The following is a 20,168-nucleotide window of genomic DNA, read 5'->3' as shown; positions in this document are numbered from 1 at the left end:
CTGGCCTGCCGAAAGCGCAACTAGCCCCGCATGGCTGATGAAAATCAGACGCATGCGGGTTTTTTAGAATAGAATCGAGGATGTTGTATGGTTGATGCAAAAGAACTGGAAAATCGTGTGGAAGAACTTTTGTCCCGCATGACCCTGCCGGAAAAAGCAGGGCAGATGATACAGATTCCATGTAACATGGTTTCCAGACAAGAAGCGATCGAATGGGCCAAGAAAGGCGCGGGTTCGTTCCTCCATGTGTTCGGGGACGATGCCAGAGAGCTGCAGTCCATTGCGCTGAAAACAAGGCTCGGAATTCCAGCCCTGTTTGGAATTGATGCGGTACACGGACATTGCCTGAATGAGAACGCCACAATCTTCCCGTCACAGTTGGCGGCGGCCTGCAGCTGGAACCGCGATTCTGTTGAGGCGATGGCACGTGTAACGGCGCGTGAAGTAGCAACGGATGGCGTGCATTGGACTTTTTCGCCGGTGCTTTGCCTTGCGCGAGACACGCGCTGGGGCCGCGTTGACGAAACCTTCGGGGAAGACCCATATCTTGCCGGAGAACTGGGCGCGGCCATGGTAAAAGGCTATCAAGGCGACAGCCTCGACAGCGATGACAGTATTCTCGCCTGTGCCAAGCATTATATCGGCTATGGCGAAGCGGTTGGCGGGCGCGATTCCTGTGACACCGAAATGACCTTCCGTAAAATGCGTGAAGTGTTCCTGCCCCCGTTTGAGAAAGCGGTCAAAGCAGGGTGCGGAACAATTATGACGGCGTACGGTTCCATTGACGGCACGCCGTTTACGGCATGCCGAAAAGCTCTGCACGACATTCTGCGGGATGAGCTGGGCTTTGACGGCTTTGTCGTTACGGACTGGGACAATGTCAACAGCCTCGTGAAGAACCAGCATGTTGCGGCAGACATCATGGAAGCCTCACGCATGGCGGCAATTGCCGGAAACGACATGATTATGACAAGCTCGGCCTTTTATGAAGCTGTTATTAAGCTGGTGGAAAACGGCCGGCTGGATGAAAAAGTCATTGACGATGCAGTACGCAATATTCTCAGAATCAAGTTCCGCATGGGCTTGTTTGAAAAGCCTGAGAAAAAAGGCAGACCGGGGTGCATGGGCTGCGCCGAGCATCTCGAAGTATGCAAGAAGCTCGCGCGGGAAAGTATTGTGCTGCTGAAAAACAACGGTGTCCTGCCGCTGTCCAAAGACATAAAAAGCGTCGCAGTCATCGGCCCCAACGCAGACGATATCCGCGCACAATACGGCGACTGGACGTATTTTTCGCATCCCACTCCCAATCCCGACCATAAACCCGTGAAACCGTATTATACCGTTCTTGATGGTATTCGGGAACTGGCCGAGCAAAACGGTATTGCGGTGAGCTATCATCGGGGCTGTGGCGTTTTCCCCGGGGTTGACGACGATATTTCGGGCGCAGTTTCTACCGTCCAGCAATGCGATGCAATTGTGCTCGTCCTCGGCGACAGAATTGAACAGACCGGTGAAATGAAGGACAGGGCAGACCTATCTTTGTCGGGTGCGCAAATGGAATTGTTCCGCGGACTTCGCAGGCTGCGTAAACCGATGGTTACTGTGCTCGTTGCTTCAAAGCCACTCTGCATCCAAGAAGCGGCAGAACAGACCGACGCCCTGATTGTAGCGTTCAACGGCGGAATGTTCGGCGGCCTTGCCGTTGCGGAAACCATCTTCGGCAAATGGAATCCAAGCGGGAAGCTGCCGATTTCTTTTCCGCGCCATGTGGGGCAGCTTCCCGTTTACTACAACAGCCTACCCGGCTGGCATGGCGGAAAATACATGGATTTGCCCGAAACGCCGTTGTTCGCGTTTGGCGAAGGAATGTCCTACACAAGCTTCCGTTATTCCAATCTGCGGGTGGACGGCGAAAGCCTCACTGCAAAAGTTGATGTGACGAATATCGGCGACAGAAACGGCTTTGAGACCGTTCAAGTCTATTTTCGAGACTGCGTTAGCTCGGTGATGACTCCGATTAAGCAGTTAATCGGCTTCCAGAAAATCTCTCTGAAAGCTGGGGAGACAAAAACTGTGTGCTTCAAATTCCAGCGTGAAGATTTTTCGCTGGTAACGCCGGATGAACGCCGCGTCACCGAGCCGGGGAAATTCATTCTTATGGTCGGTCCCAGCTCCAAAGACAGCGATTTGCTGCGGGCAGAATTTGTTTTGACAAAACCAGCGCAATAGCCCGAAACGGAATTTTCGGGCAAAACTTGTTTCTTTTACCGCTGTGCGTTATGATAGGGAAGAAAATACAAAGAGGGCTAGGGGGATTCACCGTAAAAAAAGGTACACTGTTTTTGCTTTGCAATTTCTTTCTGCTGCTTGGTGTCGTTATCGGCATACTGCTCAGCCCGGCAAAGCAGGGAATGACACTGCACATCGGTTGTAATAATGGAAACAGTGGCAGTTATTTTGCAGATAATGAAGAAGACCCCAAAGAAAATAAATAGTTTACAAAATAATCTTGCAGGGGAGGATTTCCATGGCGGCTCCTTTGGCGGACAGACTGCGTCCCCAAACACTTGACGATATTGTGGGCCAGCATCATCTTTTGGATGAGGGTAAGCCGTTGCGTCGTATTATCGAATCCGGCGTAATTCCGAATATGGTTTTCTACGGGCCTTCCGGCGTCGGGAAAACTACACTTGCCTCCATCATAGCCCGAAGAACAGAGCGGGCACTGTTCAAACTAAACGGTACAACCGCATCGACTTCCGATATCCGTTCCATCGTTGACCGTATTGATACCCTAGAAGCTCCGAACGGAATTCTCCTTTATTTGGACGAAATTCAGTACTTTAATAAAAAGCAGCAGCAAACGCTGTTGGAATTCATCGAAAACGGTTCCATCACGCTGATTGCTTCCACAACGGAGAATCCGTATTTCTATGTTTACGGTGCTATCCTCAGCCGGTCCACGGTGTTCGAGTTTAAGACCGTGGAAAAGGAAGACGTGCTTTTGGCGGTGAAACGCGCGTTCCGCTTCCTCGAGGAGGAACAGCACCGCAAAATTACCGTCGAGGACGGTGCCGCGGAGTATATTGCAACTGCCTGCGGCGGTGATGTGCGCAAGGCGATGAATGCGGCTGAACTTTGCGTACTCTCCGGCGATATTGCCGCGGACGGTTCCTGTCATGTTACGCTTGAAGCCGCCCGAGAGCTGACCCAGCGCTCCGCCATGCGGTATGACCGCGCGGGGGACGAGCATTACGACATCCTTTCCGCCTTTCAGAAATCCATGCGCGGCTCCGACCCGGACGCTGCGGTGCATTACCTTGCTCGGCTGCTGGAAGCGGGAGATTTGCCTTCCGCCTGCCGCAGACTGATGGTTTGTGCCTGTGAAGATGTGGGCCTCGCATACCCCCAGATTATCCCGATTGTAAAGGCTGCGGTTGACATCGCCCTTCAGGTCGGCCTGCCGGAAGCGCGAATTCCGCTTGCGGACGCCGTCGTTTTGGTCTGCTTGGCTCCCAAATCCAATTCTGCCTATTGCGCAATTGATGCAGCAATTGCAGACATTCGTGCGGGCAAAACCGGCCCGATCCCGCGCCAGCTCCAGAACAAGCACTATGACGGGGAAGATAATCCGCATAAAGGTCAGTTTTATAAGTATCCGCACGATTTTCCGAATCATTGGACCGAGCAGCAGTATCTTCCGGACGTTCTGAAAGACACGGTCTATTACCGGTTTGGCGATAACAAAACCGAGCGTGCTTACGAAAGCTATTGGAATAAGATTAAAAAATAAAAACATACTTCTGAATGTTGGTAGATTGCGTCAAGGTTAATTCCATAGGCAACGTGCCGAAAATGTAAAATTTGCTTGTTTTCGGAATTACAGTATGATATACTAAATGATGCATAACGCACGCCGCACCGGCGAACGGTGCCCGCAGCAGCGGGTTTTATCGCCAGAAATCAAGTGCGGCGGTGGAAAAACCAAGGAGGTTTATTTATTATGTCAGTCGTATCCATGAAACAGCTCCTCGAAGCAGGCGTACACTTTGGCCACCAGACCAGAAGATGGAACCCGAAAATGGCTCCGTATATTTTTACAGAGCGCAACGGCATCTACATCATTGATCTGCAGAAGACTGTCCGTAAACTGGAAGAAGCCTACAATTTCGTTCGCGATCTTTCCGCAGAAGGCAAGTCGGTTCTGTTCGTCGGCACAAAGAAGCAGGCTCAGGAGTCCATTAAAGCGGAAGCTGAGCGCGCAGGCGCTTACTATGTGAATGCCCGTTGGCTCGGCGGCATGCTCACAAACTTCCGTACCATTCGCCGCAGGATTGACCGTCTGAACCAGCTCAAAGCGATGGAGGAAGACGGAACGTTCGATCTCCTTCCGAAAAAGGAAGTCGGCAAACTGAAGCTCGAAATTGAAAAACTGGAGAAATTCCTCGGCGGCATCAAAGACATGAAGTCTCTCCCGGGAGCGCTGTTCATTGTTGACCCGCGCAAAGAGCGTATTGCGGTTGCAGAAGCTCGCAAGCTCGATATTCCGATTATTGCAATCGTCGACACGAACTGCGACCCGGATGAAATTGATTATGTTATCCCGGGCAACGACGACGCTATCCGCGCTGTCAAGCTGATTTCCGAAACCATGGCGAACGCAATCATCGAAGGCAGAGAAGGCCAGATGGGCGCTGCCGCGGCAGAAGAAGAAGAGACGGGAGAAGAAGCTGCAGATCAGGAAGCAGCAGAATAATTCATTCAACATTAAACAGCAAAGCGAGGAATTGTAATATGGCTTTCACAGCAAAAGATGTTGCAGCCCTCCGTGCAAAGACCGGCTGCGGAATGATGGACTGCAAGAAGGCTCTTACAGAAGCTAACGGTGATATGGACAAGGCAATTGATTTCCTGCGTGAAAAGGGCCTTGCCGCAGCAACGAAAAAGGCTGGCCGCATTGCAGCAGAAGGCATTGCTTATGCTGCTGTCAACGAGGCTGGCGATGCCGGCGTTGTCATTGAAGTCAATGCGGAAACAGACTTCGTTGCGAGAAACGCAGAGTTCCGTGAGTTTGTAAAAACTTGCGCAGATACTATCCTTGCCTCAGATCCGGCTGACATTGATGCTCTTCTTCAGACAAAGGCTGTCGGCTCTGACGAGACAATTGATGCTATCCTGAAGGAAAAGATTCTGAAAATCGGCGAGAACATCAAGATTCGCCGCTTCAAGAGGCTCACCGGTATTGTCGGTTCTTATATCCATGCAGAAGGCAAAATCGGCGTTCTTGCTAAATTTGACACCACTCCGGAAATCGCAGCAAAACCGGAATTCAAGGAATTTACCAAAGATGTCTGCATGCAGATTGCCGCAATTGCTCCGCAGTATCTCGATGAAGCAAGCGTACCTGCCGATGTTGTTGAGCACGAGAAGGAAATTCTCAAGCAGCAGGTCATTGAGTCCGGCAAGCCGGCCGCAATTGCCGACAAGATTGTCAACGGAAGACTCCGCAAGTTCTTTGAGGAAGTTTGCCTTGTTGACCAGGCCTACATTAAGGACGACAAGAAGACCATTAAGCAGCTGACAGAAGAAGTTGGCAAGCAGCTTGGCGGCAGCATTAAGATTGTTGACTTTGTAAGATTTGAAAAAGGCGAAGGCCTTGAAAAACGCCAGGATAATTTTGCAGAGGAAATCGCCAGCATGGTGAAATAATTCTAAGCAAGATCATAGAAAAGGGACCTGTTTCGCAGGTCCCTTTTGTCATAACAACAGAAAAAGCGTGGTGAAGGAAATGGACATACCGGTTGAGGTTCAGCGCTCCCGAAGAAAAACGCTTGCCGTTTCGGTCGGGAAAGACCTTCGCGTGCTTGTCAAAGCACCGCTGTTTTTAAGCGACAAGGAAATTCACGCGTTTCTCGAAAAGCACCGCAAATGGATTGAAAAGCAGCTGGTGCGCCAGCGTGAGCGGAAAGAAAACGCAAGAAATTTTTCACCCGCGGAAGTCAAAGAGCTTAAAATGCAGGCACGGCAGCTGGCGGAAGAACTGATTCAAAAATACGCTCCGCAAATGGGCGTAAAACCGACCGGTCTGAAAATCACGTCAGCCGTAACGCGCTGGGGGTCATGCAGCGGGAAAAACAGCATTTGCTTTTCCTACCGATTCGCTCTGCTGCCAAAAGAAGCGGCGGAATACATCGTCGTGCACGAACTGGCACATATCCGCGTGAAAAATCACGGGCCCCGCTTTTATGAGCAGGTGCGCCGAATTCTGCCGGATTATAAAGAACGCATTGCCCTGCTCAAACAGGCGCAGTGCAGCCTTGGACTTTAACAAAAAGGGTCTCCGTTTGCCCGCTTTTTTTCGGAATGCGGCTTCAAGGAGAAGCCGCATTTTTTATACAGGTTTTCTGTCCGCGCCGGAGAAGAAAGACCCATTTTCGATTCGGAAAAACAGACAGCGGAGGAGCTTTTGTGATTTTCGCAGCTCTTTTTCCGTTATAACCCGCCCTTTTCGGGAGACAATACATTTAAAATCAAATTGGGTTAAGAAAGGATTGTATTTATGAAAAAATGGGTTTCTTCCACAACGGAGAGAGTACCGCAGCATACCTGCGAAAAGATAAATAAAAGAATACGGGCATGCACCGTCTGCCGGATTCATCTCCTTCAAAACAGCAGCGAAGAGGAGCTGACCGACCGGATTCGGGAGCTGGACGAGGAATGGGACACGGAAAGGGTTCTGGAAGCGAACGCCGGAATGCTGGTAACAACCGCGTCGCTGGCCGGCTATATGAAGAGCAAATGCCCCTGTTTCCTGTTTACCGGCGCGGTGGGGTATTGCCTTTTGCAGCATGCCGTTCAGGGCTGGTGCCCGTCCATTCCGTTTATCCGCCGCGCGGGCATCCGCACCGCGAAGGAAATTCAGGATGAAAAGACCGTCATGAAGCTGATGCGGGGCGATTTCATGCAGGGAATCGGGAACCCGGACGAAATACTGCGCATGGCGGAAATGTAAAGTGCCGATTCCCCCGGAAACGGAAAGCTTAGCAGAGAAGGGGCTCTTCCGGAATATTCCACAACGGATTCTCCGCTTGCTTTCAAAGCGGCGGAATCCTTTTCATTTAACCGTCTTTTTTCAGCCAGTAAAAATGGTTTCCTTTATAATCCAGAAGCCCGTCGGCTTTCATATGCGAAAGCTCGCGGCACATGGCGCTCCGGTCCACGCAGAGATAGTCGGCGAGTTCGTTCCGGTTCAGCGGGATAATAAATTCGTTGGAACCGCATTGCTCCATCCGGTCGTAAAAATAGGCTTCCAGGCGGCTCCGGATGGTTTTGTAAGCGATAAATTCCATTTTCCGGCTCAGCATGGCGGTTTTCTCCGCCATAATCCGCAGCAGGTTTGTGATGAGCTGCTGGTGAAACGGGCAGGCGCTTTGGCACGTGTGGATAATCCGTTCCACATGCAGGAGCAGCACGTCGCATTTCCCAAGCGCGACAACGGAAACCGGCAGCACGCTTTTCCCCATGCAGGCGTAAACCTCCCCGAACAGGTCGCCGGTCCGGATTGTGCCGACGATCATTGCGTCCCCCAGCCGGTTTTCCTTTGTGATCTGTGCTTCGCTGGAAAGCAGAATGCCTACGGCAGGTTCCGTCCGGCCCGCCATACAGATATATTCGCCTTTTTGAAAGCTTTGGCGCCGTGTCCCAAGGCATTTCAGCATAGCGGGGATGTCCGCTTCCTTTATATTCGCAAACAATTTATTCCTTTTTAAAATAGTTATTTCGTTCATAAAAATCACTTCTTTTCTTTTTTTTGTTGCGCCTGCAACAGAAATCTTTTTTAAAGTATAGTACACTAGGGCCAGAAAGTAAAGGAAATCCAAAAATTGAAACAGAGGTGTTTTTATGATACGTAAGATTATCCATATTGATGAAGATAAATGCAACGGCTGCGGCCTTTGCGCCAATGCCTGTAAAGAATCCGCCATTGCGATGGTCAACGGGAAAGCGAAGCTGATCCGCGACGATTACTGTGACGGATTAGGGAACTGCCTGCCGGTCTGCCCGACCGGGGCAATCTCCTTTATTGAAAGGGAAGCGGCGGCGTATGACGAGGAATCCGTGAAAAGGCACCAGGAGGCCGTGAAGCAGAATAGCCCCTGCCATTCGGGCGGATGCCCCGGCTCCCGTGCAAAAGCCATTTCGCGCGAGGCGGCGCCCGCGGCGGCAAGCGCTCCGTCGCAGGCAAAAAGCCAGTTGATGCAATGGCCGATACAGATGAAGCTGCTCCCGGTGAAAGCGCCGTTTTACGAGAACGCGAACCTGCTGATTGCGGCAGATTGCACAGCATACGCTTACGGCGATTTCCATAACCGTTTTATCAGAAACCGGATTGCCTTAATCGGCTGCCCGAAGCTGGACGAGGGAAACTACGCCGAAAAGCTTACGGAAATTTTAAAGAACAATGAAATCAAGAGCATTACGGTGGTGCGGATGGAAGTTCCCTGCTGCGGCGGTATCGTCAACGCGGTAAAGAGCGCGCTGATGAACTGCGGCAAGCTGATTCCTTGGCAGGTTGTCACCATATCCACCGATGGAGAAATTTTAGAAGAAGCATAAGGAGGAAGAAAAATGGCAGACAAGTATATTAAGAACATTGATTTCGCACAGGTGCTCCCGTTGGCGGAACAGGTGGGCTATCAGCCGGGGCAGATCGTCAGCAAGACGCTGGCGCAGAACGGTGCGCTCAGCCTGACCCTGTTTGCGTTCGACAAGGGAGAGGAAATCAGCACCCACGAGTCCGAAGGGGACGCGATGGTGGTTGCGCTGGACGGCGAAGGCGAAATTACCGTGGGCGGCGAAAAGTTTACGGTTCACGCGGGGGAAACGATTATTATGCCCAGCAAGACGCCGCATGCCGTTTACGCGGCGGAGCGCTTTAAAATGTTTTTAATTGTAGTATTTCCGAATAAATAAATCCGATTTTCCGCCCCTCCCATTTCACCATGCGAGGGGCGGGCGGAATGCTAGAAAATCCATTACATAATCAGGAGGAATAAAGAATGTCGAATATGTTTTGCTTCCAGTGCGAACAAACGGCCGGGTGCACCGGCTGTACCGGAAAAGCCGGCGTCTGCGGCAAGCAGGCGGACACCGCCAATTTGCAGGATGAACTGACCGGGGCGCTGATCGGCCTTGCGCGTGCGGCGTCCGGAAAGGAACCCGGCGCTTCCGCCGACCGCGCGATGCTGGAGGGGCTGTTCACCACCATAACCAACGTAAACTTTGACAGCGAAACCGTACGCCGGCAGATTCAGGCCGTCCACAGGGAGAAAAACGCGCTGGCTCCCGGTTGCGGATGCTGCTCTTCGCCCTGTTCCCGCACCGACGATTACAACATGAAGCAATTGTGGGAGGAGAACGAAGATATCCGTTCCCTGAAATCCCTCATTCTGTTCGGCCTGCGCGGAATGGCTGCCTATGCCTACCACGCATTGATGCTGGGCTATACCGATAAGGAAGTGAACCGCTTCTTTTACAAGGGCCTGTTTGCGATTGGCGAAGACTGGGGCATGGACGAGCTTCTGCCCATTGTGATGGAAACCGGAACCGTGAACCTCAAATGCATGGAGCTGCTGGACAGGGCGAACACGGAAACCTACGGCACACCGGTGCCCACCACCGTACCGCTTACCATCGAGAAAGGGCCGTTCATTGTGGTCAGCGGCCACGACCTGCACGATTTGTACCTGCTTTTGGAACAGACCAAGGGCAAGGGAATCCATATTTACACCCACGGCGAAATGCTTCCGGCGCACGCCTATCCGAAGCTGAAAGCCTATCCGCACTTAAAGGGGAATTTTGGAACCGCATGGCAGAATCAGCAGAAGGAGTTTGCGGATATTCCGGGCGCGGTGCTCTTTACCACCAACTGCCTGATGCCGGTAAAAGACAGCTACCGCGACCGCGTCTTTACCACCGAAGTGGTGCAGTATCCGGGAATCGTACATATTGATGACAAGAAGGATTTCACTCCGGTTATCAACAAGGCGCTGGAGCTGGGCGGCTATGAAAGCGACCATCCGATGACGGGCATCAACGGCGGGACACAGGTAACCACCGGCTTTGGCCACGGGACGGTGCTTTCCGTAGCCGACAAGGTTGTGGAAGCGGTGAAGAGCGGGGCGATCAAGCATTTCTTCCTTGTCGGCGGTTGCGACGGCGCGAAGCCCGGCCGCAATTACTACACGGAATTTGTGCGCAAAGCGCCGAAGGACAGCGTAATCCTTACCCTTGCCTGCGGGAAATACCGCTTCAATGATTTGGACCTTGGCGAAATCGGCGGGCTGCCGCGCCTGATGGATATGGGGCAGTGCAACGATGCATACAGCGCCATCCGCGTTGCGCTTGCCCTTGCGGACGCCTTCCAATGCGGCGTAAACGAACTGCCGCTGACGCTGGTGCTTTCCTGGTACGAGCAGAAAGCGGTCTGCATTTTGCTGACGCTCCTGTCGCTCGGAATAAAGAATATCTATCTCGGGCCGACCTTGCCGGCGTTCGTTTCCCCAAACGTACTGAATTATCTTGTGGAGAATTTCGGGATATCCCCGATTTCCACGCCGGACGAAGATCTTAAGAAAATCCTTTCCAAGTAAACGGTTCCAAACGAAAAGCACCGTCCCTTTGGAGGCCCTTTTATATGTGGAAAGCGTTAGTTTAGCTGGAATACACCAAAATTCAAATATACGGCAAATGTGACCCAGAGAAAATAAGGAATTAACAAATACATGGCGCTTCTTCGGATTCTGTAAAATAACGCCATGGTTACGATAATGAGCACCCAAAGAAGCAGTAACCAGAGAAATGCAAAAAGGAACGCCTGCATGTTGAAGAAAATAATTGACCAGAAGAAATTGACGGCGAGCTGTATTCCGTAGGCAATCAGTGCTTTTTGAATTCGCTCGCTGGAAGCCTGAGAGGTATAGATGAGATAAGATGCAATGCCCATGTGAGCACAAACAGAATACTCCACACAATCGGGAATAGCCATCCCGGAGGAGCAAAAGGCGGTTGTTTTACTCTTTCAAAATCCTTCATGCTGCCTTGCGTAATCAGTGTGGACAGTCCGCCGACTGCAAGAGGAATCACAATACTGATAATCAGTGGCTTCCATTGAATTTTCATAATTCTCACCCCCAAAAAGAAACAAGAAATTTTATCGTTTGCTGTCTGAGAGAAAAGAATATCCGCAGACCTCTAGACCCGCGTTGTCGCTGCGCCAATGGCAAAGAACGGAATCCTCCTTCGTAAGCGTGATTTCTACGGAGGTATGGTTATGCTCCTTGATGAGTCCTTGCATTTTTCCGTTGTGAGGTGTAGCAAGCGAGAAACTGTCGCCGCGCGTTAGGATTTTCACCATCAGCCGCAGATTTTGCTGATTCACAACGACCATGTCCTTCAGAAAAACCACTTTTGCGCCGCAGTAGGTTGCAAGGCGATATTCTTTCTGCCCGATGATGACAACGCAGATGCACCCTTCAAAGCGAAACCCCAAAAACGGAATTTCAGCGACGGAAAGCATAAAGCTTCCGCCTTCAAAATCATTTGCCTGCAACCAGAGATATCTTTTCGGAAAAGACCGCCCGCTGTCGCCTTCCACGTAGCCGATGCCATTTTCAAAGTCATATTCTTGCCCTTGAATGGTAACGCTGCCGTGAATTCGGTGACGCATGCTCAGAACTGTATGTCGACATTCCATCGGAAAAAATCGAAACGGCCCCATAATGTCCGAGCGGACTGGCGTTATTCCCGAATACGATAAATCCCCTTTGATGTCCGGAAGGTCAATATGGGCACCGTGCAGAGAAAATGTGCATTTCCCGATGCTGACTTCCGGCTGCATCACACCCGACGAAAAGGTATAGTTTTTTGAAAAGGTATCGGTAATTACCTGGATGAATGCACCGCTTTCGGAAACACCGGGAATAAAAGCGACCGTTTTTCCGCCTTTTTGATGCTTGAAATACAGTCCTTCAAACTTATTTTTCACGGAGGTCACCGGTTGCAGGGTCGTTAATGAGCTTTCCGTCTTTGGTAAATCGTGAGCCGTGGCAGGGGCAGTCCCAAGTCTGCTCTACCTCGTTCCAGCTCAGCGCACAGCCTAGGTGAGGGCAGCGCTTCGGAACCGGCTTGAGCAGATTGAGAATCGATTCCCCAAGGTTGGCAAAAAGCTGGGGCGTAAGCACACTTCTCGATGGATTAAAAACGTCGGCGTACTTGTTTTCCCGCTTCATAATCATGTCGCACAGAATCTTTGCGGCGACCATGGAAGAAGTCATGCCCCATTCATTAAAGCCGGTGGCAACGTATACATCCGGCAGCAGCTCGCTGTATTTTCCGATATACGGCACGCCGTCAAGGCTCATGCAGTCCTGTGTTGCCCAGGCATATTTTTCTTTTGCGCCCGGATAATTGGCACGAATGAAGGTCCGAAGTGCTTCAAAATTACCGCCCTTTTTACCGGTGCGGTGCTCGCCGCCGCCGACCAGCAGCAAGTTTCCGTAGTTGCGGAAGTACATTCCGCTTGTACCGTTATCGACAAACGTGCCGTCGTACTGTGGAGCGTTTTCTAGCGCGATGATATAGGAACGTTTTTGGTACAGCTTCGCGTAGTAAAAACCGTGCGTGTTCAAAATCGGAAAATGCGACGCAACAATGATGCGCTTTGCCGAAATGCGGTATTTCTCCGTAAAGGCGTCGGTTCCTTTCATTCGGACAATGCGGGAGTGTTCCCGAATGTTTAGGTTGTTGCAGATGCCCCCGATGAATTTCAGCGGATGAAACTGCGCTTGCCCGGGAAATTTCACAGCGGCCGCAATTTTAATCGGGAGCGGCAGTTCTTTTACAACAGAAGCGGAGAAGCCGAGAGATTGCAGGGCCTCAACCTCGTGCTCCATCAGGCGGGGCTTGTCGACCGTATACATATAGGAGGGCCTTTCCTCATAATCGCAGTCAATTTTCTCTGCCAGCGAGCGGTATTCTTTCAGCGCATCCAAATTTGCATCCAGATACTGCTGCGCTTTTTCGTGCCCCCAGCGGCTGATTAGGTCCGAATATAAGGTGTCGTGCTGCGCCGAGAGGACCGCGGTTGTTTTGCCGGTGGTGCCGCTCGCAATGGTGGCAGCTTCACATAAAAGATAGTCAATCCCTGCTTGGTCGAGAAAATAGGCACATAGAATACCGACCAGTCCTCCGCCGATAATCAGTACGTCGGTGTCCTCGTTTTTATCTAATTCCGGGAACGACGGCAGAGACGCTGTCGATTCCCAAAGTGATTTTGTAATCGTGATTCTTCATCTCCTGTTCCAGTTCCACAGTCTGCGCGCGCCGATTTGTCGTTTGCGCGCCGATTACCGATTAACGGGGATACCTTATTATCTGCAATCTGACCGGATTGATACACAACACGCTTCCTAGTCGGTCAAGACGCTAAAAAACGGCCCGCAAACACTTTTTCAGCATTTGCGGGCCGCAGTTATTTTTGCAGCGAATTTACGGCTTGATCACCGTTTCCTCGGTTTCCGCTTCAAATTCGGTCCGGATTTCACGCAGGTCTTCTTTTAAGTCGTTTCCTTTTGCAAGGCGAATTCCGGGGATGAAGGCAATCAGTGAACCAGCAAGGATGAACGCAATCCCAATCAGCATCCTGCCGGAGATTGCTTCATGCAGCAGGATAAGCGCAAAAATTGGTGCCAATATGGGTTTGATGTAAAACACAAGCGAAGTTGTCGCGGCGGAAGTTGCTTCCATTGCAAGAAAGTAGAACGTGTAGCCCAGACCCGTTACACAGATTCCAACGTAAAGAAGCCCCACAAACGCGGGAAGGCTGATTGCCGAGAATACTGGAATTTCCGAGAACACGGCAAGACCGGCCTCTTTCATCTTGAGGGCGACAGCGGGAATATGGCTTGCCGCAATCAGCACGAGCATTTCCACGCATCCGCAGAGAAAGCTTCCGCAGGTCAGCGTGATTCCGCCGCATCGGTCGCTTCTCGTTCGGCCGACGACGTTATAGAGCGCAAACGTAATCGCTGCGCCGAGAACGCAGATGACGCCAATCGCACTGCCGGTGAAATGCGTCGGGTTAATGATGATAGCCATTCCAAGGAAGCTCACGAGGATGGAGATAACGGTGTGCCTGTGGATTGGCTCCCGAAGGAACAGGTAAGCAAACGTGACCACGAAAACCGAGTTGCAGCTGAACAGAACTGCCACAACGGAGGCGGGCGCATAAATGACGCTCATCTGGTATAAAATCATGCTTACCACAACACAAATGAAACCCGTTAAAAAGAAAAATGCAATTTCAGAGCGCCCAATGTGCTGATTTTTCTTTTTGAGTTCTCGTGCGGCAAGAGGGAGAAGAACGCATCCTCCAATCAGAAAGCGAAGAAAAGTGAGTTGAATGGCATTGAAATTTCCTGCGGAAAGCTTCAGTGCAACTTCCATGGAGCTGAAGAAAAACGTTGCGAGAGCTATGTAGAGATACCCTTTTTTCATTTCGTGATGCCTCGAATATTATGAATTTGTTAAAAACATAACTTGCATAAGTATAGCACGATAACAGCGAATTGTAAAATGAAAAGCGACCTGTGCTTGACTAAGCGCACCGTATGGTTTAAAATGATTGAAAATATTCAAGAAGTTGCAGGGGAGGTATTCATGATGAACGAAACGATTCAGACTTTGCTGACGAGGCGCTCAATTCGATCTTTTCGGCCGGAAGCCATTCCGCAGAGCACAATGGAGAGCTTGATTCAGGCGGCAAAGTTTGCACCCACTGCTATGGGACTGCAGGACAGACATTTTACGATTGTAAACGACGCGAAAATCTTGGACCACATCGTTGAAGTCGCCGTCAAGAACGGTGCAACATTTCTGAAAGGCCATACGCCTTTTTACCATGCTCCGAGTGTCGTCGTTGTCTCTGCACCGGAGAATTCTCGCTACGGCAGAGAAAATGTGGCCTGCGCGATTGAAAACCTAATGCTTGCGGCAAAAGCACTGGGGCTTGGCACCTGCTATATCTGTTCTGTGCTGCCCGGCTTGCAAGATGAAGTAATCCGCAAAGAATTGAAATTGCCGGAAAATTATATTCCTTACGGCTGCGTCAGCGTTGGTTATCCTGCGGAAGAAGCGCCGGAACCGAAGCCACGCCGTACCGATGATGTAACAATCCTTCCATAAAAAGACCGGGCAGGCTTTCTGCCTGCCCTAACAGAAAACTGCCGGCACAAGTGGAAGAATGACCGGCTTTTCTCTGCCGCTACTTATGATTCGCAGAAAGTGTTGTATTATAGATGTTAAATTCTACATATTTTTTTAGGAGAGGTTGCTCGTGAAAGTCCTGATTCTTTATGAGACAACACATGGTGCAACCAAAGTTTGCGCTGAAAAACTGGCTGACGCGCTGCATGGGCAGGCTGATGTTTTTCGTGCTAGGCATTTCAGCGGAGATTTTTCAAAATACGATTGCGTCATTGTCGGTTCGCCTGTTTACGGGGGTTCCGCTGCAAAGCAGATTAAGGGATTTTGCAGCCTCAATTGTGAACAGCTGGCGCAAAAACCGTTTGCTGTTTTCTTTTCCTGCCTTATGGAGGATAAGCAGGAGATTGACCGATACCTCCGCCATAATTTTCCTCAAAAACTTGCGGAAAACGCGCTTTTGTGCGAATCATTCGGCGGCGCATTTTATTTTAGCCGTTTGAATTTTATGGACCGCCTTATCGACAAAATCCTCTTAAAGGCTTACGCAAAGTCGGCTGGTATTCCGACCCCCGATGGAAAGACGGATTTTGTAACGATTTCAGAGCGGAAAATCAAGGCATTCGCAGAAAAAATAGAAAAGGCAGCGGTGCCGATTCCATGAGTATTAAATTGATAGCCTTTGACCTTGACGGAACCGTGCTTCGTGAGGACAAAACCGTATCGGAGCGGACAATTGCTGCCATGAGCCGAGCGGTGTCCCGAGGATGCATCGTGCTGCCTGCAAGCGGCCGCGTGCTTGCCACTTTTCCGGAGCAAGCGCTGAAAATTCCGGGTGTTCGGTTTGTTCTGACTTCAAACGGTGCTTCTGTTTTCGATTTACAACAAAATAAAGCAATCTATTCCGATCTGATGACAGCCGAGGAGACCGAATTTCTGATACATCGCCTCTATGACGCCGGCTGCTTTGTAGAGGCTTACTGCGGCGGAAAATCGTACAGCGATCGTTTGGCTTTGCCGCGCCTTCGTGCGATGAATCCTCCGGAAAGTTTTATGGATTTCCTGATGCGCACTCAGATTTTTGTCGATGACTTGCCCCGATGTATTTCGGAGCATGGTTTTCGGCTGGAAAAGGTGAATGTTCCGCTCCTTCCGCAGGAGCTGTTTTCCAGCCTAAGCCGTGAATTGGAGGAAACAGGAATGTTTACAACTTGTTCTTCCATGTTCGGCAATCTTGAGGTCAATCGGGCAGGCTGCAGCAAAGCAAAAGCCCTCAGCCATCTGTGCGATTTATTCGGAATCACACAGCGGGAAGTCATGGCTTTGGGCGACAGCGGAAACGATCTTGAAATGCTGCAGTTTGCGGGTCTTGGTGTTGCAATGAAGAACGCAACTTCAGAGGTTCTGGCGGCAGCCGACTACGTTACTGCCACGAACGACGAAGACGGCGTAGCACTTTCAATTGAAAAATTTGTTTTGGCCTGACCGAAGTTTCATACTCCGGCAGGCTTTTTTGTAAATATAGTTATAAATATTACAGTATATAACAGCGGAGGTAGATTTCTGATGAACATACGGGAGAAAAAGAGACTGATTAGCTGCGCAGCCGGAGAAACGGAACCGGATTTTGTGCTGAAGAATGCACAGATTGCAGATGTGTTTACGGAAACGCTTTTTACCGGCGACATTGCCGTGCTTGACGGAAGAATTGCCGGCATCGGAAACTACTCCGCTTCACGAGAGATAGACTGCAGCGGGAAAACCGTTGTACCGGGTTTCATCGACGCGCACGTTCATCTGGAATCTACCATGACGTCGCCCTCCATCCTTGCTCCCGTCCTGCTCCGCAGAGGGACAACGGCGGTCATTGCCGACCCGCATGAGATTGCGAACGTCTGCGGCATGGAAGGCGTCCGCTGGCTGATGCGCGACAGCGCAAAAACCCCTTTGGATGTTTTCTTTGCCTTGCCGTCCTGCGTTCCGCTTGGCGAAAACGACCACAACGGAGCGGTATTCGACCCACAGGACATAAAGGAACTGCGTTCTGAAGAATGTGTTTCTGGCCTTGGCGAAGTGATGAACTGCACCGCGGTTGTAGCGGGCGATGAGGATTTGCTCGAAAAAATCGAATTCATGCAGGAAAAGACAATTGACGGTCATGCCCCGGGAATTTCCGGAAAGATGCTTCAGGCATACCGCGCAGCGGGCGTTCAGACGGACCATGAGTGCTCCTCTTGGGAAGAAGCGCTCGAAAGGCTCCGTGCGGGATTTCTTGTGCAGGTTCGCGAAGGCTCGGCGGCGAAGAACCTGAAAAGCGTCCTTAGCGGTGCCCTGCGTGCCGGAATCCCGTTTGACCGTTTTGTTTTCTGCACAGATGATATGCACCTTGACGACGCAGCGGAAAACGGCCACATTGACCGCAATATCCGCATGGCTGCCGAACTTGGGGTAAAACCGGTAACCGCCGTCAAAATGGCGACCCTCAACGCCGCGCGTGCCTATGGCCTGCGCGACCGCGGCGCGATTGCACCCGGCTATCTTGCGGATTTCGTCGTGCTGAGTGACCTTGAAACGTTTACCATCTGTGAGGTATACAAGAATGGAATTCCATTGCCGGAACTTTCTTGGGATTTGAGCCGCACCCCTGCCGGCAATAGGCTGATGCACAGCGTCAACCTGCCGGATTTACCGAATGATTGCTTTTCGCTGAAAGCCTCCGACAATTTTCCCGTCATCGGAATTGTACCCGGCCAACTTATAACCGAAAAACTGATGCTTCCGCTTCCGGAGAAAAACGGTCTCTTCGCTCCTGCCGATGATATTTTGAAAATCGCGGTTGTGCAGCGACACGATGGTTCGGGCCGAGTCGGGGTCGGCGCTGTGAAGGGCTTCGGATTGAAAAACGGAGCGGCAGCGTCCACGGTCGGGCACGATGCCCACAATCTGATTGTCGTAGGCGATAACGATGAAGATATGCTTGCTGCCGTCAATGAGCTGAAATCCTGCGGGGGAGGGTATACACTTGTCCGCGGCGGAAAGGTGCTCAAAACGGTGCGCCTTGAAATTGCCGGACTGTTTACAGACGACAGAGAGGTCAACCTTCCGAAGGAACTGAAAGAAATGGCGTCGCTCGCGCACAGCATGGGCGTGCCGGAAAATATCGACGTGTTCCAGAACCTTTCGTTCTTGTCCCTGCCGGTGATTCCCGCCCTTCGCATCACCGACAGCGGCGTTTACGATGTGGAAACCCAGCAGTTTGTGTGATGTGCCCTTTGTATTCGACTATAGTTTCTACATGGCTTAAGTACTCATTATTTAAGTACTCATTACTGATGTCTACGTTCGTTGGAATGTGTCAACCTTTCGTGCCTTGTTATTATCCATATTTAGTGGTATAGTGTTAATAGATTCCTATATCATGTGGAAATTTCAAATAAATTAAAATGGAAAGGAGTAATACAAATGAAGAGAATTGCAAGATTTAGTTTTTTCTATTGCATTTTAGGAATGCTTCTTGGAGTCTTTTATCGGGAATTTACAAAGATAAATCACTTTACAGGACAAACTGTCTTAAGCGGTCTACATACTCATGTGTTGGTTTTAGGGGCATTATTCTTATTAATTTTATTACTGCTGGAAAAATCCTTTGCATTAACTGAGAATAAGAAATTTAATTTATTCTTTATAACTTACAACATCGGACTTTTCTTAACAGTTATCATGATGGCAATACGTGGATGTGTCGAAGTATTAAACCTTGAAATATCATCTGCGATTAATTCTACAATTTCAGGTGTAGCCGGCTTAGGCCATATTATTATGATGATAGCTTATATCCTATTCTTCCTAATACTGCTTCATGGAATCAAGGATGCACCCCAACACCCGAGTAATACTGCGACAGATGCATCGCAGGCGGCGGAAGTTAAAGCCGACATCACAGAATCCAGCAAACAAGATAAAAAATAAACCCATTGGTTCCAGCAAAAAGGACAATAGAAAATACCCCCTGATGTAGAAAAATAGAACTACATCAGGGGGTATTTTCTAGTATGTATTTTCATGTACCAAAGCTTTGGCAAGCGATAAAATGATGAAAATGGAAACTGCAAATGCACCGCTGAAGGACAAAATGAATTCTGTTCTGTTTTGAGAGAAAAGAAGTCCATTCCATATTTCCGCTTTTCCAACACTGTTACCCCCGCAGTTGAATTGCATTGCCAAAAGAAGCATTAATTTTGCTTATTTTACCAATATCCTTAATTAAAATCAAATTGTATTGAGATGGATGTGATATAATTCTTTTTAGTAAAAACAGGAATGGGGGTTACCTAACATGAAATGTCTGGTTGTAGTCGATGTGCAAAATGATTTTATTACCGGTGCTTTGGGGACTGAGGAGGCACGCCTCATGCTGCCGCGCCTTCTGAAGAAGGTAAGAGAATTTGAAGGCGATATCTATCTGACACAGGATACCCACACGGAAGAGTACCTAAAAACGCAGGAGGGGAGAATGTTGCCTGTTCCTCATTGCATAGCCGGAACGGACGGCTGGCGTTTCCCGGCCGAATTGGAACAGCTCCGGCAGGAACGGAAGGCCAAGGTTTATGAAAAAAGCTGTTTTGGCAGCACTCGCCTTATGGCAGATTTGAAAAAAATCTATGATCAAAAAAATCTGGATTCAATAGAAATAGTAGGATTATGCACGGATATTTGCGTGGTTTCCAATGCTCTAATGCTCAAAGCTGCCATGCCGGAACTGCCAATTTATGTGGATGCGGACTGTTGCGCGGGTGTTAGCCCGGAGAAGCACGAGGCTGCCTTGTCTGTGATGGAGAGCTGCCAGATAATTGTAAAGGGTGGACACCGTGCACAGTCGGAACCCGGCAGTCAAAACGGGTGAAATT

Annotated in this window: 22 protein-coding genes; 16 read left to right on the top strand and 6 right to left on the bottom strand. The window is 50.1% G+C overall.

Annotation, left to right across the window (positions count from 1 at the left end):
- Nucleotides 1–87: 87 nt before the first annotated feature.
- The 7 genes from NOG13_RS05185 (at nucleotide 88) to NOG13_RS05155 (ending at nucleotide 7,012) form a co-directional block, all read left to right on the top strand.
- Complete coding sequence (locus NOG13_RS05185) at nucleotides 88–2,229, top strand: glycoside hydrolase family 3 N-terminal domain-containing protein (protein WP_283109520.1); 2,142 nt, start codon at nucleotides 88–90, stop codon at nucleotides 2,227–2,229.
- Nucleotides 2,230–2,279: 50 nt separating this feature from the next.
- On the top strand, nucleotides 2,280–2,495 hold the full coding sequence (locus NOG13_RS05180; protein WP_283109519.1) for a hypothetical protein: 216 nt from the start codon (nucleotides 2,280–2,282) through the stop codon (nucleotides 2,493–2,495).
- A gap of 32 nt (nucleotides 2,496–2,527) precedes the next feature.
- Nucleotides 2,528–3,793, top strand: coding sequence for a replication-associated recombination protein A (locus NOG13_RS05175; RefSeq protein WP_283109518.1), 1,266 nt, complete (start codon nucleotides 2,528–2,530; stop codon nucleotides 3,791–3,793).
- A gap of 210 nt (nucleotides 3,794–4,003) precedes the next feature.
- Nucleotides 4,004–4,756, top strand: coding sequence for a 30S ribosomal protein S2 (gene rpsB / locus NOG13_RS05170; RefSeq protein WP_283109517.1), 753 nt, complete (start codon nucleotides 4,004–4,006; stop codon nucleotides 4,754–4,756).
- A gap of 38 nt (nucleotides 4,757–4,794) precedes the next feature.
- Nucleotides 4,795–5,709, top strand: a complete 915-nt coding sequence (gene tsf, locus NOG13_RS05165) for a translation elongation factor Ts (RefSeq protein ID WP_283109516.1) — start codon at nucleotides 4,795–4,797, stop codon at nucleotides 5,707–5,709.
- A gap of 79 nt (nucleotides 5,710–5,788) precedes the next feature.
- A complete protein-coding gene (locus tag NOG13_RS05160; RefSeq protein WP_283109515.1) occupies nucleotides 5,789–6,328 on the top strand; it encodes a M48 family metallopeptidase in 540 nt (179 codons plus the stop codon).
- Between the two features lie 231 nt (nucleotides 6,329–6,559).
- Nucleotides 6,560–7,012 carry a YgaP family membrane protein gene (locus NOG13_RS05155; protein WP_283109514.1) on the top strand — a complete coding sequence of 151 codons (453 nt, stop codon included), beginning with the start codon at nucleotides 6,560–6,562 and terminating at the stop codon, nucleotides 7,010–7,012.
- A 106-nt stretch (nucleotides 7,013–7,118) separates the two neighbouring features.
- Here NOG13_RS05155 and NOG13_RS05150 read toward each other — a convergent pair whose 3' ends face one another.
- Complete coding sequence (locus tag NOG13_RS05150) at nucleotides 7,119–7,787, bottom strand: Crp/Fnr family transcriptional regulator (protein ID WP_283109513.1); 669 nt, start codon at nucleotides 7,785–7,787, stop codon at nucleotides 7,119–7,121.
- A gap of 115 nt (nucleotides 7,788–7,902) precedes the next feature.
- On the opposite strand from NOG13_RS05150, the gene NOG13_RS05145 reads away from it, so the two are divergent.
- The 3 genes from NOG13_RS05145 to hcp all read left to right on the top strand — a co-directional run bounded on the left by NOG13_RS05145 (nucleotide 7,903) and on the right by hcp (nucleotide 10,652).
- The gene (locus NOG13_RS05145) at nucleotides 7,903–8,616 is read left to right on the top strand and encodes an ATP-binding protein (RefSeq protein ID WP_283109512.1); all 714 of its coding nucleotides are present in this window, start codon (nucleotides 7,903–7,905) and stop codon (nucleotides 8,614–8,616) included.
- Nucleotides 8,617–8,628: 12 nt separating this feature from the next.
- Nucleotides 8,629–8,973 carry a cupin domain-containing protein gene (locus tag NOG13_RS05140; protein ID WP_283109511.1) on the top strand — a complete coding sequence of 115 codons (345 nt, stop codon included), beginning with the start codon at nucleotides 8,629–8,631 and terminating at the stop codon, nucleotides 8,971–8,973.
- A gap of 86 nt (nucleotides 8,974–9,059) precedes the next feature.
- Nucleotides 9,060–10,652, top strand: a complete 1,593-nt coding sequence (hcp, locus tag NOG13_RS05135; RefSeq protein ID WP_283109510.1) for a hydroxylamine reductase — start codon at nucleotides 9,060–9,062, stop codon at nucleotides 10,650–10,652.
- 56 nt (nucleotides 10,653–10,708) lie between these two features.
- On the opposite strand, the gene NOG13_RS09450 is transcribed toward hcp, so the two are convergent.
- The 5 genes from NOG13_RS09450 to NOG13_RS05115 form a co-directional block, all read right to left on the bottom strand.
- Nucleotides 10,709–11,005: a TspO/MBR family protein gene (locus NOG13_RS09450; protein WP_346347643.1), complete on the bottom strand. Its 297-nt coding sequence runs from the start codon at nucleotides 11,003–11,005 to the stop codon at nucleotides 10,709–10,711.
- On the bottom strand, nucleotides 10,939–11,181 hold the full coding sequence (locus NOG13_RS09445; RefSeq protein ID WP_346347642.1) for a tryptophan-rich sensory protein: 243 nt from the start codon (nucleotides 11,179–11,181) through the stop codon (nucleotides 10,939–10,941). The genes NOG13_RS09450 and NOG13_RS09445 overlap by 67 nt, the downstream gene beginning before the upstream one ends.
- Before the next feature lie 31 nt (nucleotides 11,182–11,212).
- Nucleotides 11,213–12,046 (bottom strand): tocopherol cyclase family protein, encoded by an 834-nt coding sequence (locus tag NOG13_RS05125; RefSeq protein ID WP_283109509.1) that lies wholly within the window; start codon nucleotides 12,044–12,046, stop codon nucleotides 11,213–11,215.
- Entirely contained in the window at nucleotides 12,036–13,262 is a 1,227-nt protein-coding gene (locus NOG13_RS05120; RefSeq protein WP_283111160.1) for an FAD-dependent oxidoreductase, read from the bottom strand. Before NOG13_RS05120 ends, NOG13_RS05125 begins: the two co-directional genes overlap by 11 nt.
- Nucleotides 13,263–13,548: 286 nt before the next feature.
- On the bottom strand, nucleotides 13,549–14,556 hold the full coding sequence (locus NOG13_RS05115) for a DMT family transporter (protein WP_283109508.1): 1,008 nt from the start codon (nucleotides 14,554–14,556) through the stop codon (nucleotides 13,549–13,551).
- Between the two features lie 162 nt (nucleotides 14,557–14,718).
- Between NOG13_RS05115 and NOG13_RS05110 the strand changes: the two genes are divergently transcribed.
- The 6 genes from NOG13_RS05110 to NOG13_RS05085 all read left to right on the top strand — a co-directional run bounded on the left by NOG13_RS05110 (nucleotide 14,719) and on the right by NOG13_RS05085 (nucleotide 20,164).
- Nucleotides 14,719–15,243 (top strand): nitroreductase family protein, encoded by a 525-nt coding sequence (locus NOG13_RS05110; RefSeq protein ID WP_283109507.1) that lies wholly within the window; start codon nucleotides 14,719–14,721, stop codon nucleotides 15,241–15,243.
- Between the two features lie 151 nt (nucleotides 15,244–15,394).
- Complete coding sequence (locus NOG13_RS05105) at nucleotides 15,395–15,925, top strand: flavodoxin domain-containing protein (RefSeq protein WP_283109506.1); 531 nt, start codon at nucleotides 15,395–15,397, stop codon at nucleotides 15,923–15,925.
- On the top strand, nucleotides 15,922–16,746 hold the full coding sequence (locus NOG13_RS05100; RefSeq protein WP_283109505.1) for a Cof-type HAD-IIB family hydrolase: 825 nt from the start codon (nucleotides 15,922–15,924) through the stop codon (nucleotides 16,744–16,746). The genes NOG13_RS05105 and NOG13_RS05100 overlap by 4 nt, the downstream gene beginning before the upstream one ends.
- 81 nt (nucleotides 16,747–16,827) lie before the next feature.
- On the top strand, nucleotides 16,828–18,525 hold the full coding sequence (gene ade / locus NOG13_RS05095; protein ID WP_283109504.1) for an adenine deaminase: 1,698 nt from the start codon (nucleotides 16,828–16,830) through the stop codon (nucleotides 18,523–18,525).
- 198 nt (nucleotides 18,526–18,723) lie between these two features.
- Complete coding sequence (locus tag NOG13_RS05090) at nucleotides 18,724–19,230, top strand: DUF2871 domain-containing protein (RefSeq protein ID WP_283109503.1); 507 nt, start codon at nucleotides 18,724–18,726, stop codon at nucleotides 19,228–19,230.
- A 367-nt stretch (nucleotides 19,231–19,597) separates the two neighbouring features.
- On the top strand, nucleotides 19,598–20,164 hold the full coding sequence (locus NOG13_RS05085; protein ID WP_283109502.1) for a cysteine hydrolase family protein: 567 nt from the start codon (nucleotides 19,598–19,600) through the stop codon (nucleotides 20,162–20,164).
- Nucleotides 20,165–20,168: the final 4 nt, after the last annotated feature.

This window comes from Thermocaproicibacter melissae, assembly GCF_024498295.1.
Taxonomy (GTDB): Bacteria; Bacillota; Clostridia; order Oscillospirales; family Acutalibacteraceae; genus Thermocaproicibacter; species Thermocaproicibacter melissae.
Note: the sequence above shows the minus strand (reverse complement) of the source record. Positions and strands in the feature narration are given on the sequence as shown.